This is a genomic window from Acidocella facilis ATCC 35904 (assembly GCF_000687875.1).
Classification (GTDB): Bacteria; Pseudomonadota; Alphaproteobacteria; order Acetobacterales; family Acetobacteraceae; genus Acidocella; species Acidocella facilis.
Genome location: NZ_JHYG01000005.1, coordinates 234,298 through 248,431, shown reverse-complemented (window position 1 = coordinate 248,431; position 14,134 = coordinate 234,298). Strand labels below are relative to the sequence as shown.

General features: G+C 65.4%; 15 protein-coding genes. 9 read left to right on the top strand and 6 right to left on the bottom strand.

Features of this window, described 5'->3' with window-relative positions:
• On the top strand, window positions 1–825 hold the full coding sequence (locus T331_RS0108885) for a metal ABC transporter permease (RefSeq protein ID WP_026439747.1): 825 nt from the start codon (window positions 1–3) through the stop codon (window positions 823–825).
• On the top strand, window positions 822–1,592 hold the full coding sequence (locus tag T331_RS0108880) for a metal ABC transporter permease (RefSeq protein ID WP_035179673.1): 771 nt from the start codon (window positions 822–824) through the stop codon (window positions 1,590–1,592). Before T331_RS0108885 ends, T331_RS0108880 begins: the two co-directional genes overlap by 4 nt.
• Window positions 1,593–1,602: 10 nt before the next feature.
• Here the strand turns inward: T331_RS0108880 and T331_RS0108875 are convergent, their stop codons facing one another.
• The 3 genes from T331_RS0108875 to prpC form a co-directional block, all read right to left on the bottom strand.
• Window positions 1,603–2,079, bottom strand: a complete 477-nt coding sequence (locus T331_RS0108875) for a Fur family transcriptional regulator (RefSeq protein WP_026439745.1) — start codon at window positions 2,077–2,079, stop codon at window positions 1,603–1,605.
• 36 nt (window positions 2,080–2,115) lie between these two features.
• On the bottom strand, window positions 2,116–3,033 hold the full coding sequence (gene prpB, locus T331_RS0108870) for a methylisocitrate lyase (protein ID WP_026439744.1): 918 nt from the start codon (window positions 3,031–3,033) through the stop codon (window positions 2,116–2,118).
• Window positions 3,034–3,181: 148 nt separating this feature from the next.
• The gene (gene prpC, locus T331_RS0108865) at window positions 3,182–4,330 is read right to left on the bottom strand and encodes a bifunctional 2-methylcitrate synthase/citrate synthase (RefSeq protein WP_008494365.1); all 1,149 of its coding nucleotides are present in this window, start codon (window positions 4,328–4,330) and stop codon (window positions 3,182–3,184) included.
• 117 nt (window positions 4,331–4,447) lie between these two features.
• Between prpC and T331_RS0108860 the strand changes: the two genes are divergently transcribed.
• The 5 genes from T331_RS0108860 (at window position 4,448) to T331_RS0108845 (ending at window position 8,563) form a co-directional block, all read left to right on the top strand.
• Window positions 4,448–5,863: a helix-turn-helix transcriptional regulator gene (locus T331_RS0108860; protein ID WP_026439743.1), complete on the top strand. Its 1,416-nt coding sequence runs from the start codon at window positions 4,448–4,450 to the stop codon at window positions 5,861–5,863.
• Window positions 5,864–6,117: 254 nt separating this feature from the next.
• Window positions 6,118–6,957, top strand: a complete 840-nt coding sequence (locus T331_RS0108855) for an energy transducer TonB (RefSeq protein WP_026439742.1) — start codon at window positions 6,118–6,120, stop codon at window positions 6,955–6,957.
• A gap of 124 nt (window positions 6,958–7,081) precedes the next feature.
• On the top strand, window positions 7,082–7,453 hold the full coding sequence (locus T331_RS0108850) for a tRNA-binding protein (RefSeq protein WP_026439741.1): 372 nt from the start codon (window positions 7,082–7,084) through the stop codon (window positions 7,451–7,453).
• Window positions 7,454–7,590: 137 nt separating this feature from the next.
• Window positions 7,591–7,986, top strand: coding sequence for a VOC family protein (locus T331_RS19465; protein ID WP_081822174.1), 396 nt, complete (start codon window positions 7,591–7,593; stop codon window positions 7,984–7,986).
• Window positions 7,987–8,017: 31 nt separating this feature from the next.
• On the top strand, window positions 8,018–8,563 hold the full coding sequence (locus T331_RS0108845) for a GNAT family N-acetyltransferase (RefSeq protein ID WP_035179671.1): 546 nt from the start codon (window positions 8,018–8,020) through the stop codon (window positions 8,561–8,563).
• 161 nt (window positions 8,564–8,724) lie between these two features.
• Here T331_RS0108845 and cobT read toward each other — a convergent pair whose 3' ends face one another.
• Genes cobT through T331_RS0108830 form a run of 3 tightly spaced genes read right to left on the bottom strand, consistent with a single transcriptional unit; the run spans window position 8,725 to window position 12,275 of the window.
• Window positions 8,725–10,602: a cobaltochelatase subunit CobT gene (gene cobT, locus T331_RS0108840; RefSeq protein ID WP_026439739.1), complete on the bottom strand. Its 1,878-nt coding sequence runs from the start codon at window positions 10,600–10,602 to the stop codon at window positions 8,725–8,727.
• Window positions 10,603–10,606: 4 nt separating this feature from the next.
• On the bottom strand, window positions 10,607–11,611 hold the full coding sequence (cobS, locus tag T331_RS0108835; RefSeq protein ID WP_026439738.1) for a cobaltochelatase subunit CobS: 1,005 nt from the start codon (window positions 11,609–11,611) through the stop codon (window positions 10,607–10,609).
• Between the two features lie 55 nt (window positions 11,612–11,666).
• A complete protein-coding gene (locus T331_RS0108830; protein ID WP_008494375.1) occupies window positions 11,667–12,275 on the bottom strand; it encodes a J domain-containing protein in 609 nt (202 codons plus the stop codon).
• A gap of 87 nt (window positions 12,276–12,362) precedes the next feature.
• On the opposite strand from T331_RS0108830, the gene T331_RS0108825 reads away from it, so the two are divergent.
• The gene (locus T331_RS0108825; protein WP_026439737.1) at window positions 12,363–12,647 is read left to right on the top strand and encodes a BolA family protein; all 285 of its coding nucleotides are present in this window, start codon (window positions 12,363–12,365) and stop codon (window positions 12,645–12,647) included.
• Window positions 12,648–12,716: 69 nt separating this feature from the next.
• Window positions 12,717–14,090 carry a sugar porter family MFS transporter gene (locus T331_RS0108820; RefSeq protein WP_026439736.1) on the top strand — a complete coding sequence of 458 codons (1,374 nt, stop codon included), beginning with the start codon at window positions 12,717–12,719 and terminating at the stop codon, window positions 14,088–14,090.
• Window positions 14,091–14,134 lie beyond the last annotated feature (44 nt).

Below are 14,134 nucleotides of genomic sequence, written 5' to 3'. Positions count from 1 at the left end.
ATGGCGTTTCTGCAAAGCGGGCCGGTACAGACCGCGCTGCTGCTGAGTGCGGCGGCCGGGCTGCTCTGCGGCGCGCTGGGGGTATTCACCGTGCTGCGCGGCCAGGCTTTTGCCGGCCATGCGCTTTCGGATGTCAGCTCTGCCGGCGGGGCCGGGGCGCTTTTGTTCGGGATTTCGCCGCTGCTGGGGTTTCTGCTGTTCGGCATCGCCGGGGTAGCGGGGCTGGAGCTGCTGCAACCCCGCCGTGCGGCGGGGCGGGACGAGGCGGCGGGCATATTGCTGGGTGCGGGGCTCGGCGTGACGGCGCTGCTGCTGCATTTCTGCCTGACCGGCCATGGCGCCTCGGGTGCGGCGCAGGCGGTGATGTTCGGGGCGATGTTCTCCGCCCCGCCCGGCACCGCGCTCTGGGCCAGTGGGCTGGCGGGGCTGTGCCTGCTGGGGCTGGTGCTCATCGCCCGGCCGCTGCTGCTGGCCACATTGGATGCCGAGCTGGCGCTTGTGGCGAAGCTGCCGGTGCGTGCCCTCGGATTCGCATTTCTGGCGCTGCTGGCGCTGGGGGTGACGCTGGCGGCGATGACCATCGGCGCGATTCTGGCCACAGCCCTGCTGATCGGCCCGGCGGCGAGCGCCTTGCGGCTGGCCGGCTCGCCATTGCGGGCGGTGCTGCTCTCGATGGGGTTGGGGCTGGCCGCCTGCTGGGGCGGGGTGGTGTTGGCCTATGTCTCTTATGGCTGGATCCCGGGGCGGACCTGGCCGGTGAGCTTCTTCATCGTCGCGCTGCTGTTTCTGTTTCATGAGGCGGCGCGCTGGGGGCGCAGGGCATGAGCTGGCTGGCGGAAATCTGGCTGGCGACCAGCCTGGTGGCGCTGGCGGCCGGGGCGGCAGGGTATTTCGTAGTGGTCCGCCGCGCCGGCTTTGCCGCGCATTCGCTGCCCATGGCGGCCTTTCCCGGCGCGGCGGCGGCCAGCCTGTTCGGCTTTCCGCTCTGGCTGGGGTTGGGCGGCTTCGCGCTCGGCGGGGCCGGGCTGCTGGCGCTGATGCAGCGCCGCGCCCGGCGGGATTCCGCCACCGCCTTACTGCTCTCCGGCCTGCTGGCGCTGGGGGCGTTGTTTCTCTCGCTGTCCGGCCATTATGCCGGGTCGGTCTATGGGCTGTTGTTTGGGCAGGTCTTCGCGCTTGGTCCGGCGGATCTGCCGGTGCTGGGGGCCATCGGGCTTTGTGTGCCGCTGGCTTTATGGGGGGCGATGCGCCCGCTCAGCCTCTCCGCCCTCTCCCCGGAGCTGACCCGCGTGCAAGGCGGCAACCCGGCCCTGTTGGAATTTCTGTTCCTGGCGCTGCTGGCGTTGGCGGCGGGCTTCGCGGTGCCGGTGACCGGGGCGCTGCTGGTGTTCAGCCTGATGCTGGGGCCAGGGGCGGCGGCGTCGCGGCTTTGCACCCGGCCGGGCGGGGCGTTCCTGCTCTCGATGGGCTTGGCGCTGGGGCTGTCCTCGGTCTCGCTGGCGCTGGCGTATGTCAGCGACTGGCCGATGGGGTTTTTCACCGGGGTGGGCGCGGCTTTGGTTTATTTGGCGGCGCGGATGACGCGGGCCTGACAGCGCTGGTTCAGGCCGGCTGTTCGGCGCAGTTGGCGCACAGCCCTTCGACTTCGATGACGGCGCGGCTGATGGAAAACCCCTGCCGCGCGGCGGCACTGGCCAGGGCGTGCGAGACCGCGTGATCCTCGATCTCCGTCACCGCGCCGCAGCGTTTGCAGATCAGAAACTGCGCGTCGTCATGATGATGGTCCGCCTCGGCGCAGGGCACGAAGGCGTTCAGCCGCTCGATCCGGTGGATCAGCCGGTTTTCCAGCAGAAATTCCAGCGAGCGATAAATGGTCGGCGGCACCGCGGATTTGCGGATCGGCTTCAGCTGGTCGAGCAGCTGATAGGCCGTCACCGGCGCGCTGGCCTGCAGGATCAGCTCCAGCACCTCGCGCCGCAGGGCGGTGAGCTGGGTGCCGTGCTGCGCGCAGGTGGCCTCCGCGGCCTTGATCCGGGCGGCAATCTCGGTCTCGTGGGGTGGGGCGGCATCGTGCGGCATGGAGAGGATATAGTGTATCCATGCCGCCTGGGCCATCTATTGCGGCATGGCTTCGGGGATGATGGTTTTCACGATGGTCGCATCCAGCGCCTCGAACCCGGCATAATCGATGGTGGCGTAGAGATCCTTGCGGGTGAGCATCTGGTCCACGCAATTCTGCGCCCCGCCATCCTTGGCGATGGCCTTGTAGAGCTTCTCTTGCGCCAGCGCGGCGACGCGCAGCGAGGTCACCGGCCAGATCACCATCTTATAGCCAAAATCCTCGAACTGTTCCTTGGTATAGAAGGGGGTGCGGCCGAATTCGGTCATGTTGGCGAGCAAAGGCGTGCCCTGCATGCGTCTGGCGAATTCGCGGAACATCTCCTCGGTGTTCAGCGCCTCGGGGAAAATCGCATCGGCGCCGGCTTCCATATAGAGTTTGGCCCGCGCCACCGCGCCGTCGATACCCTCCGAGGCGGCGGCATCGGTGCGGGCGATGATGTAGAGATGCCGGCGCGCATGCCGGGCGGCGGCGATTTTCGCCGCCATATCCTGCGCCGGGGCGATTTTCTTGTCGTTCAGATGGCCGCATTTCTTTGGCAGGATCTGGTCTTCCAGATGCATCGCGGCGGCACCCGCATCCTCGAAGCTGCGGACCATGTGCATGACGTTCAGCGCCTCGCCATAGCCGGTATCGCCATCCACCAGGACGGGCAGGCCGGACGCGCGGGCGACCTGGCGGATGAAGAAGCAGACTTCATCGACGGTGATGATGCCGAGATCGGGCAGGCCCATCGAGGCGGTCATCGCGGCGCCGGAGAGATAGGCGGCCTCGAAGCCGGCGTCTTTGGATTGCTGGGCGGCGAGGCCGTTATGGGTGCCGGGAATGCCGAGAATGCCGGGGCGGGCGAGCAGGGCGCGGAAACGCTCGCCGGCGGGGACGTTGGAATAGGATTCAGCGCTAAGATAGGTCATCGCGGCACGCTCCAAAATTATAAAAGTTTTTGGGGTGCAGCCCTTTTTTCAAAAAGGGCTGCAAAATGTGTGGGGGTGGCGGTGGCGTTGCCATACGTCACGGTCTTTCGCCGCTTTTTTGAAAAAAAGCGGCACCAAAAAACTTTTGCTACCGATCCTCAAGCTTCACGAACGGCAGATTCTCCGGCCCGGTATAGTTGGCCGAAGGGCGGATGATCTTGCCATCAATCCGCTGCTCGATCACATGCGCGCTCCAGCCGGCGGTGCGGGCAATGACGAACAGCGGCGTGAACATCAGCGTCGGCACCCCCATCATGTGATAGGAGACAGCGGAGAACCAATCCAGGTTCGGGAACATCTTCTTCGCCTCCATCATCACCGCCTCAATCCGCGCCGCGATATCGAACATGGCGGTGCTGCCCGCCTCCTCCGAAAGCTGCCGGGCGACACGCTTGATCACCACATTCCGCGGGTCGGCGATGGTATAGACCGGATGGCCGAAGCCGATAATGACCTCCTTCTTCTCCATCCGCGCGCGGATATCAGCCTCCGCCTCGTCCGGGGTCGCGTAGCGCTTCTGCACCTCGAAGGCGAATTCATTGGCGCCGCCATGTTTGGGGCCGCGCAGCGCGCCGATGCCGCCGGTCAGCGCCGAATACATGTCCGAGCCGGTGCCGGCGATGACCCGCGCGGTGAAGGTGGAGGCGTTGAACTCATGCTCGGCATAGAGGATCAGCGAGGTATGCATCGCCCGCACCCAGCTCTTGGAGGGGCTACGCCCATGCAGCAGCCGCAGGAAATGCCCGCCAATGCTGTCATCCTCGGTCTCGACCTCGATGCGTTTGCCGTTGGTGGAATAATGATACCAATAGAGCAGAGCCGATCCGAGCGAAGCCATCAGCCGGTCGGCGATGTCCTTCGCCCCCGGCTGGTTATGGTCATGCGCCTCGGGCAGGATGGTGCCGAGCACGGAGACGTAAGAGCGCATCACATCCATCGGATGCGCGCTGGCGGGGATCTGCTCCAGCACCGCGCGGGCGGCAGCGGGGATGCCGCGCATCGCCCGCAGCTTGGTTTTGTAGGCGGCGAGCGCGGCCTTGTTCGGCAGCGTGCCATGGACCAGCAGATGCGCGATTTCCTCGAATTCCGCCGCCTCGGCGAAATCCAGAATGTCATAGCCGCGATAATGCAGGTCATTGCCGGTGCGCCCGACGGTGCAAAGCGCGGTATTGCCGGCGGCGATGCCGGACAGGGCGACGGATTTCTTCGGCTTCGGCAGCGTGGCGGTATCGTTCATCGCATTTTCTCCTGCGGCTTGGGCGTTTGCGTTGGAGATATCCTATGGGTGCGACGCGTCCAGAGGAATGATGCGAAGGCGCTGGACGGGTTTTGTTGATTTTGCAAATTTAAACGCATGAAAGCGCCAAAAATCTTCGCAGGGACGAGGCTGCGCCAGGCCCGCGAGCGCGCCGGGCTGACGCAGCGGGCGCTCGCCGTGGAATTGGGGATTTCGCCCAGCTATCTCAACCAGATCGAGGCGGAGCAGCGGCCGCTGACCGCCCGGCTGCTGGCCCGTGCGGCGGCCAGGCTGGATTTGCCAAGCAGCTATTTCCAGGATGGCGAGGATGCCAGGCTGGCGCAGCAATTGCGCGAGGATCTGGCCGACCCGCTATTTCGCGCCCATCCCGGCGCGCCAGCGCAGATCGAGGCGCTGGTGCGCGGCGCGCCGCATCTGGCGGAAGCGTTCGCGACCCTCTACCGGGCCTACGACTCGCAGCGCGCCGCCCTGGCCCACGCCCCGGCCAGTCTGCCGTTATTTCCCTATGACGAGGTGCGCGACTGGGTGCAGTCCCGCCGCAACCATTTCGAGGCGCTGGACCGGGCGGCGGAGGCGCTGTTCGAGGGGCAAGGGTTTTCGCCGCTGACGTTGCGCGAGGATCTGCGCCGGTATCTGCGCGACGCCCACGGGATTTCGGTGAGTGCGGCGCCCGGCCTGCTGGCGGAGGGGATGTTCTGGCGGCTCAACCGCCGCGCCAAGGCGCTGCATCTGGCCGCCGAGGCGGCGCCGGAGAGCGAGATGTTCTGGCTGGCGCATGTGATCGCCCGGTTGGAGCAGGAGCGGGCGATCGAGGCGGAGCTGCGCCGGGTGCGGTTTTCCGCCGAGGAGACGTACGGCCTGGCGCGGCTGGCGCTGGTGAATTATTTCGCCGGGGCGCTGGTGCTGCCCTATGGCCGGTTTCACGATGCGGCGAGGGCGGCGCGCTACGATATCCAGCGCCTGCAGCGCCAGTTCGGGGCGAGTTTCGAGCAGGTCTGCCACCGGCTCTCCACCCTGCAGCGGCCGGACCTGCCGGGGATCCCGTTCTTTTTCGCCAAGACCGACATTGCCGGGAATGTGCTCAAGCGCTCCTCCGCCACGCGCTTTCAGTTCGCGCAGTTCGGCGGGCCGTGTCCGCTCTGGAATGTGTACCGGGCGTTTTCGCATCCTGGCGAAATCCTGGTGCAGCTGGCGCGCACGCCGGATGACGCGATCTATCTCAACATCGCCCGCACGGTGGGGCGGGGCGGTGGGTCTTACCTCTCCCGGCCACGCGCGGTGGCGGTGGTGCTGGGCTGCGAGACCCGGCATGCGGCGCAGACAGTGTATGCGGCGGGGCTGGATCTCGGCAATGCCAAGGCGGCGGAGCCGATCGGCCCGGGCTGCCGGGCTTGTTCGCGGACCGATTGCCGCCACCGCTCGGTGCCGCCGCTGGGCGCGGCGCTGGATACCGGCACGGCCGCGCGCGGCGTGGTGCCGTATCGGCTGAAGAGTGAGGTTTCAGGCGGCTGAGGCCATTGCAAATCCCAGCAGCACAGGCACAAAATTTTCGGGGTGGGGGGCAAAAACACCCCACGTCTTTCTCTACCAGAACCGATGCGCTGATCTGCGGCTGGCCATCGCATCACAGAAGCGATTCAGCGCCACAGGACGATGCGGATGAAGATTGTTCCTGGGCCGAGATCATCACGATCATTGCACCGCGCGGTTAAGCCCTGGTAGCATTTTCGGGTGATCGGCGCATTTGAAATCGGGTATTTGGCGGCATGACCGGGGCGGCGGCGCGGCTGCGCCTGGTTGGCGTGGCGCTGGCACCTGAGCTGTCGCGGCTGCGCGCGGCGGAAGCGGACCGGCTGCAGGCTGTGCGCATCGCCCGGCCCGGCTGGCCATGGCGCATGGCGCTGCTGGCGCTGGCCGCGCATCTGGCGGCGATTGTGGCCTTGCTCTGGCTGGGGCGGCTGGTGCTGCCGAAGCCGCCGCCGGAGCCGATCGCGATCAGCATCGTCTCCGAGACCGCGCCGCAGGGTACCATCCAGCCGACACCGAAAACCTCTCCCCTACCGCACCCCGCCCCGCCAGCCCCCAGCGCGGCCCCGTCATCCAGCCCGCAAACGCCGCCGACGCGCAGCCCGGCGCCGGCGCTGCCCGCGCCGCCCAGCCCGAAGGCCGATCTGCCGCCCCCGCCGCCCCCCGCGCCCGCCCCAACCCCGGTGGCTGCGCCGGCCCCGCCCAAGCCGGCCAGGGAGGTGGCCAAAGCATTGCCGCCAGCAGCCCCGTCAATGTCCGGCGCGAAAATCAAGGCGCAGAAGCAGGCGGCGGTGACGGTGGCGGTGCTGCATCCGGCGGTGGCCTTTGCCGATAACCAGGCCCCGGATTATCCGCGCGCGGCGATTCTGGCCGGCGAGCAGGGGGTGGTGCGCTTCAGGCTGATCGTCGGCCCGGATGGCCGGGTGGAGCGCTTCGAGCTGACCCAGAGCAGTGGCTATGCGGACCTGGATGCGAGCGTGCGCACCGCTGCGCTGAGCTGGCGCTACCAGCCGGCGACGCGCGGCGGGGTGGAGGTGCCCTCCATCGTCACCTTCCATGTCCGCTTCGTGCCGCATTGAGAACGTGCGAGAGCGTATTCCGCTCACCTTCGCGCGCGGAGCACGCTCTCGCTTTTTGTTTGAGCGAGCAACTTTATCCGATCAAACGATTCCGTTTGATCGGATGTTGATCTAACCTTTGCGCATGCACCTCACTCATCCGCATGAAGCCCCCGCCGCCGATCAGATCGATTTCAACCAGTTTCTCGCCGTGGATATCAGGGTGGGAACGGTTCTGACCGCCGAGCCCTACCCGGAGGCGCGCAAGCCGGCCTACAAGCTCTCCATCGATTTCGGGCCGGGGATCGGGGTGAAGCGCTCCAGCGCGCAGATCACCAAACATTATACGCTGGATGAGCTGGTCGGGCGGCAGGTGGCGGCGGTGGTGAATTTCCCGCCGCGGCAAATCGGCAAATTCATGTCCGAGGTGCTGACGCTGGGGTTTCCGGATGCGCAGGGCGAGGTGGTGCTGTTCGCGCCGGATCAGGTGGTGCCGAATGGGGCGCGGTTGTTTTAGGGGCGGCGGAGGGCGGTCTGTCCGGTGATGAGCAAGTAATCCAAGAAGCAGACATCAAAGACAGGCTAACGGGGCAACGGTAGTCGCCATGAATGTATCGCTTGCAGCGTTCAAAATGCTCGATTTAAGATGTTTACATGCTTTCAGCTGTACAGCTTCGCGTTGCGCGTCCAACTGACAATATCGAGGCTTTGATTCCATTTTATCGAGACGGTCTCGGATTGGACGTATTGTGTCGATTTGAAAATCACAATGGCTTTGACGGCATTATGCTAGGAAAAGTCGGTGTTATTTTTCATTTTGAGTTCACCCGTGCACAAGGCCATACGGTCGGTCGGGCACCGACACAGGACAATCTTTTGATATTCTACCTACCCGATCACGACGAATGGACTGCTGCTATAAACAGCATGAGGTCTGCGGGATTTATGCCTGTGCCGGCGTTCAATCCATATTGGGATAACTTTGGCTGTACTTTTGAAGACCCTGACGGGTTACAGAATCGTTATCCAGCGTGGCAGCTGGGAACCTGAATGAACGTCGCATTTTGAGGGTAAGGGAAACATGAGTACCATCCAGCTTCGCGTCGCAAACTTAAGTGATGTAGGTTCGCTCGCCGCTGTGCATGTTGCGGCCTGGCGTGAGTCCTATCCAGGCATTCTTCCCGATGAGATGTTGGCGGCTCTTTCCGTTGAAGCTAGAACCGACATGTGGCGTGAATTCCTTAGCGCCCCAGCGACGTCAGCGGAAACAAAAGTCTATGTCGCCGAAATGCATGGGCAAATAGTTGGTTTTGGCTCTTGTGGGGGGCAGCGTGAGAAGGCGCTTGCACAGCTGGGCTTTGGTGGTGAGATTAGCGCAATATATCTGTTGCGGTCTCATCAGCGTTTGGGGCTGGGACGCTCGCTTATGACGCAAATGGCGCAGGCTCTGACGAAGTTAGGTTTCGTAGGGGCCGCGCTATGGGTATTGCGCGAAAATATCGCAGCCCGTGGCTTTTACGAACGGCTTGGCGGCACGTTGGTTGGCGAGAAAAAAGATGAGAGGCCAGACGCCACGTTCGACGAGGTGGCATATGGCTGGCGCGACCTGACGCTATTCGTCCGCTAGAGCAATATGTGTTTAGGTTGACGCGCCAGCGTCAAGATAAACACATGAAATTGCTCGCCAAAACAAAACCTAGAGCATCAAGCTAAAAGCTTGATGCTCTAATGGACACTCCGCGCGATGCTTTAAACGGTAAAGTTGGGGTGTAAGCAGCCCTCACCCACTCACGCGACCAACGTCGATTGCCTACTCGCAAACCGCGCCCAGGCATCCGCCGCGTCCTCGTCGAACAATTCCGTCAGCTTGCGCATCATTGTGCCGCCCAGCTCCTCGGCGTCCACGATCGTCACCGCGCGGCGATAATAGCGGGTCACGTCATGGCCGATGCCAATGGCGATCAGCTCCACCGCGTCGCGGGATTCGATCTCCTTGATCACGTCGCGCAGATGCCGTTCCAGATAGTTCCCTGCATTCACCGAAAGCGTTGAATCATCCACCGGCGCGCCGTCCGAGATCACCATCAGAATCCGCCGGTGCTCCGGCCGGTTCAGCAGCCTTTTATAGGCCCAGAGCAGCGCCTCGCCGTCGATATTCTCCTTAAGAAGCCCTTCGCGCAGCATCAGCCCGAGATTTTTGCGGGCCCGGCGCCAGGGTGTGTCGGCGGCTTTGTAGATGATGTGGCGCAGATCGTTCAGCCGTCCGGGATGCGCCGGCTTGCCCGCCGCCACCCAGGATTCGCGGCTCTGCCCGCCCTTCCAGGCGCGGGTGGTGAAGCCCAGAACCTCAACCTTCACCGCGCAGCGCTCCAGCGTGCGGGCGAGAATATCCCCGCACATCGCCGCCACGGTGATCGGCCGGCCGCGCATCGAGCCGGAATTATCGATCAGCAAGGTCACCACCGTGTCGCGGAAATCCGTGTCGCGCTCGCGCTTATAGGTCAGCGCCAGCAGCGGGTCGGCGATGACGCGCGAGAGCCTGGCCGGGTCCAGCATGCCCTCTTCCAGATCAAACTCCCAGGCGCGGGTCTGCTGGGCGAGCAGGCGGCGCTGCAGCCGGTTGGCGAGCTTGGAGACGACCGCCTGCAGATGCTGCAGCTGCTGGTCGAGCTGGGTGCGCAGCCGCCCCAGCTCGTCCGGGTCGCACAGATCCTCGGCCTCGATCTCCTCGTCATGGGCGCGGGTGAAGGCGCGGTAGCTGGTATGGTCGTCGCTGGGGGCGGGCGGGCGGCGCTGCTGCGGGCCGGCCGGGGCCTCGCCATCATCCGCGCCCATATCCTGGGCGTCCTCCTCGTCCTCGCCGGGCTCGTCCGCGCCCTCGGCCTCGGCCATCTCCGGGGCGGAGGCGAGCATCGGGGCCTCCTCCTGCTGGCTCTCGCCTTGGCTGTCCTGGGAATTATCCTGCTGCGGCGTCTGCTCGCCGCCCTCATTCTCTTGCTCGGACTCGTCATCGTCGCCCGGCTCCACCTCGCCCTCGGCCAGCTCCATGGCGGCGAGCAGCTTGCGGGCGGCGGTGATGAAATCGGTCTGGTTGTCGCGCGCGGCGGCCAGCTCGTTCAGGGCGCTGTTGGCGTTGGCATCCAGCGCGTCCCGCCAGAGCGCCAGAGCCGGCTTGGCGGAGTCGGGGATGGAGCCCGGGTCCATCTTGGCGCGAGCCATCAGCGCGAGGGCGGCGGTCAGTGGCAGCTGGTCGCGGGCGGTGATCTGGTCCAGCCCTTGCTGGATATAATCATCCCCCAGCCTGGTGCGCAGATTGGCGGCGACACCGGCCATGAATTCCGAGCCGACCACCTCGACCCGCGCCTGCTCCAGCGCGTCGAACGCCTCCTTCGCCTCGCGGCTTTGCGGGGCGCGGGCATTATGCAGGCCGTCATCATGGTGGCGCAGCCGCAAAGCGATGGCATCCGCCGCGGCGCGCAGCTTCAGCATCTCCGGGTCGGCCAGCGCGCGGGAGGGGGCGGGCAGGCGGGCGCGCTTGCCCACCAGCCCGGAGGGGCCGGGCTGATACGCCACCTGCACATCCGCCGTGCGCGCCATGGCGCGCAGCGTGCTCGCGGTCGCGCGCTTGAAGTCCTCCGCCCGGCCCTGGTCCTGCTTGCCGCTCATCGGCTCAGGCGCTCTTGCGCAGGCCGGTCGGGATCTCTTCGTTGAAGCAGCGCTGGTAATATTCCGCCACGGTCTGGCGCTCCGCCTCGTCGCATTTGTTCAGGAAGGTGAGCCGGAAAGCGAAGCCGAGATCGCCGAAAATCCGCGCATTCTCCGCCCAGGTGATCACCGAGCGCGGCGACATCACGGTGGAGAGATCCCCGGCGATGAAGCCGGCCCGGGTGAGGTCGGCCAGCGCCACCATCGCGCCGACGCGCTTCTTCTCCGCATCGTTCTTGGCATCAAAGCCCATCTTCGCCATCACGATGGCGACTTCCTGGGCGTGCGGCAGATAATTCAGCGTGGCGACGATGTTCCAGCGGTCCATCTGGCCCTGATTGATCTGCTGGGTGCCGTGATAGAGGCCGGTGGTGTCGCCCAGCCCCACCGTGTTGGCGGTGGCGAACAGCCGGAAGGCCGGATGCGGGCGGATGACGCGGTTCTGGTCCAGAAGCGTCAGCTTACCCTCGACCTCCAGCACCCGCTGGATCACGAACATCACATCCGGGCGGCCGGCATCATACTCGTCGAACACCAAAGCGCAGGCATGCTGCAGCGCCCAGGGCAGGATGCCCTCGCGAAATTCCGTCACCTGCTTGCCGTCCTTGAGCACGATCGCGTCCTTGCCGACGAGATCAATGCGGCTGATATGGCTGTCCAGATTGACGCGGATGCAGGGCCAGTTGAGCCGCGCCGCCACCTGCTCGATATGGGTGGATTTGCCGGTGCCGTGATAGCCCTGCACCATCACGCGGCGGTTGAAGGCGAAGCCGGCGAGGATGGCGAGCGTGGTCTCGCGGTCGAATTTATAGGTCGGGTCGATCTCGGGCACATGCTCGGTGCGCTGGGAGAAGGCCGGCACCTCGAGGTCCGACTCGATGCCGAAGAGCTCGCGGACCTTCACCGTGATATCCGGCAGATCGATCGCCGAGGTCGGCAGGGGGCGGGTTTCGGTGGCGACGTCGTTCATTCAATCCATTCCTAATTGCTTCGCGCATGGGGCGCTTGGGCCGGCGGCCGGAGGGTCAGGGTGAGGCGGCGTAGGCGTCCGGCTGCGGCGACATTGTCAGTTTGCCACGAAGCGCCGCATAGGCAAGGTTGATCGTCTTCAATCTTTCCTCGGCCGCGGCATCGCCGTGGTGGATGTCGGGGTGGTGGCGCTTCACCAGCTCCTTGTAGCGCGTCTTCACCATCTCCAGCGTCACCGGCCAGGCGAGGCCGAACACATTCAACGGGTCCCGCAATTCAGCCGGCGTATCCGAAGCGGGCGGCTTTTTCTGCGGGCGCTTGCCGAAGGCGAAGGCGTGCAGCTCCGCCTCGATCGCCTCTTCCAGGCGGGCGGCGCGGCCGTTCTGGCCCAGCGGCCAGGTGGGACGCTGCCATGAGGAATCCTCCCGGGTGGCCGCTTCGATCTCCTCGGGCGACATGCCCTTATAATAATCCCAGGAGGCATTATAGGCGCGCACATGCTCCAGGCAGAACCAATGGAATTCGCGCAAGGTGGAGCGGGATTTCGGCGCGCGGAATTCGCCCGCCAGGGCGCAGCCCGGGCTTTCGCAAGGCTGGCCGGGGGCGGCCGGGTCCGGCACATAGGCCCGGCGGCGGCTGGTCGGCTTGTCGTCGGAAGAATACATGGGCCTAATGTGCGCGTTGAGAGGCCGCGCGGCAACATGAACTTCGCCCGCCATGCGCGCGGCGCGGGACAGAAAACGGAGCAGATGATGACAAGCAGGCTTGACCGCATACGTACCACCCTGGAGGCGGGCTTCGCGCCGCTGGCGCTGGAGATTGAGGATGAAAGCCGCCGCCATGCGCATCATGGTGAGCGCAACGGCCTGCCGGCGGGAGAGACGCATTACCGCGTGGCGATGGTCTCCGCCGCCTTCGCCGGGCAGAGTCGCCTGGCCCGCCAGCGCGCGGTGAATGAGGCGCTGAAATCGGAGTTCGAGACCGGGCTGCACGCGCTCTCCTTGGCCTTGCGCACGCCGGAGGAGGCGGCCGGCTGACCCCGTTGCGTGCTTGAATCACCCGCCTGGCGGCCCAACCTGCTGATTCAGAACGCAGGAGAGCACAGCATGCGCCGCCAGATGGGGTTTGGAACGATCGCGATTGTAGCCGGCTTGGGCGGGTTGCTGTTTGGCTATGATACCGGGGTGATCTCCGGGGCGCTGCTTTATATCCGCGAGAGTTTCAGCCTGTCGGGGGCGATGCAGGGCGTCGTGGTCGCGGTGACGCTGGCCGGGGCGGCGCTGGGCGCGGCCTTTGCCGGGGCGCTGGCGGATGCGCTGGGGCGGCGGATCGTGCTGCTCTTCACCGGGTTGGTGTTCGTCGCGGGCGCGCTGCTCTGCGCTGCCGCCTGGTCGCTGCCGGCCTTGATCGCCGGGCGGCTGGTGGTGGGGCTGGCGATCGGTGTGGCCTCGATGCTCACCCCGCTCTACCTCTCCGAAATCGCCCCGCCGGAGAAGCGCGGCGCCATCGTCACCATCAACCAGCTTTTCATCACCATCGGCGCGTTTCTCTCCTACGTGCTGGATTATGCGATGACCTTTCTCGCCCATGGCGGCGGCGGGCATGATGTGGTCTGGCGGGCGATGCTGGGGCTGGCGGCGATTCCCGGGGCGGCGCTGCTGATCGGCATGGCGCTGCTGCCGGAGAGCCCGCGCTGGCTGCTGGCGCACCAGCAGGAGGAGAAGGCCAAGGACGCGCTGACCAGGCTGCGGCCAGGACGCGATTCCGGGGAGGAGTTCGCGGCCTTGCGTCAGGATATCGCCGAGGCGGACAAGCAGCGCGCGCCCTTCAGCCGGCTATTCGCCGCCGGGGCGCGGCTGCCGGTGATGATCGGGGTCGGGCTGGCGATTTTTCAGCAGATCACCGGCATCAACACGGTCATCTATTTCGCCCCCACCATCTTCAAGGATAGCGGCATGACCGGCAGCGCCGGGGCGATTCTGGTGACGGCCGGGATCGGGCTGATCAATGTCATCCTCACCATCATCGCCATGCGGCTGCTGGACCATGCCGGGCGGCGTGCGCTGCTGCTGGTCGGGCTGGTGGGAATGTTTGTGAGCTTGCTGGGCATCAGCGCCTGCTTTGCCATTGGGCTGCATGCCGGCGGTGGCCATCTGGTGGCGGTGCTGGTGATCGTGCTGATCGCGGTTTACGTGTCCTTCTTCGCGATCGGGCTGGGGCCGGTCTTCTGGCTGCTGATCGCGGAGATTTTCCCGCTGGCGATCCGCGGGCGCGGCATGAGCCTGGCGACCATCGCCAATTGGGGCTTCAACATGCTGGTCTCGCTCACCTTCCTCGATCTGCTGAAGGGGATCGGCCAGAGTGCGACCTTCCTGGTCTATGCCGTGCTGACCGGGGCGGCCTTTCTGTTCACTTACAAGCTGGTGCCGGAAACCAAGGGCCGCTCGCTGGAGGAGATCGAGGCGCAAATGCGCGGCTAGAGCAACATCCGATCAAACGGACTCGTCTGATCGGATACAGTTGC

Bases quoted from the DNA above. Each gene is read 5' to 3' on its own strand.
- T331_RS0108825 (WP_026439737.1), top strand. From the start codon at position 12,363: ATGACAAGCAGGCTTGACCGCATACGTACCACCCTGGAGGCGGGCTTC.
- T331_RS0108880 (WP_035179673.1), top strand. From the start codon at position 822: ATGAGCTGGCTGGCGGAAATCTGGCTGGCGACCAGCCTGGTGGCGCTG.
- cobS (WP_026439738.1), bottom strand. From the start codon at position 11,611: ATGAACGACGTCGCCACCGAAACCCGCCCCCTGCCGACCTCGGCGATC.
- T331_RS0108850 (WP_026439741.1), top strand. From the start codon at position 7,082: ATGCACCTCACTCATCCGCATGAAGCCCCCGCCGCCGATCAGATCGAT.
- T331_RS0108875 (WP_026439745.1), bottom strand. From the start codon at position 2,079: ATGCCGCACGATGCCGCCCCACCCCACGAGACCGAGATTGCCGCCCGG.
- T331_RS0108830 (WP_008494375.1), bottom strand. From the start codon at position 12,275: ATGTATTCTTCCGACGACAAGCCGACCAGCCGCCGCCGGGCCTATGTG.
- T331_RS0108855 (WP_026439742.1), top strand. From the start codon at position 6,118: ATGACCGGGGCGGCGGCGCGGCTGCGCCTGGTTGGCGTGGCGCTGGCA.
- T331_RS0108845 (WP_035179671.1), top strand. From the start codon at position 8,018: ATGAGTACCATCCAGCTTCGCGTCGCAAACTTAAGTGATGTAGGTTCG.
- T331_RS19465 (WP_081822174.1), top strand. From the start codon at position 7,591: ATGCTTTCAGCTGTACAGCTTCGCGTTGCGCGTCCAACTGACAATATC.
- T331_RS0108885 (WP_026439747.1), top strand. From the start codon at position 1: ATGGCGTTTCTGCAAAGCGGGCCGGTACAGACCGCGCTGCTGCTGAGT.
- T331_RS0108860 (WP_026439743.1), top strand. From the start codon at position 4,448: ATGAAAGCGCCAAAAATCTTCGCAGGGACGAGGCTGCGCCAGGCCCGC.
- prpB (WP_026439744.1), bottom strand. From the start codon at position 3,033: ATGACCTATCTTAGCGCTGAATCCTATTCCAACGTCCCCGCCGGCGAG.
- prpC (WP_008494365.1), bottom strand. From the start codon at position 4,330: ATGAACGATACCGCCACGCTGCCGAAGCCGAAGAAATCCGTCGCCCTG.
- T331_RS0108820 (WP_026439736.1), top strand. From the start codon at position 12,717: ATGCGCCGCCAGATGGGGTTTGGAACGATCGCGATTGTAGCCGGCTTG.
- cobT (WP_026439739.1), bottom strand. From the start codon at position 10,602: ATGAGCGGCAAGCAGGACCAGGGCCGGGCGGAGGACTTCAAGCGCGCG.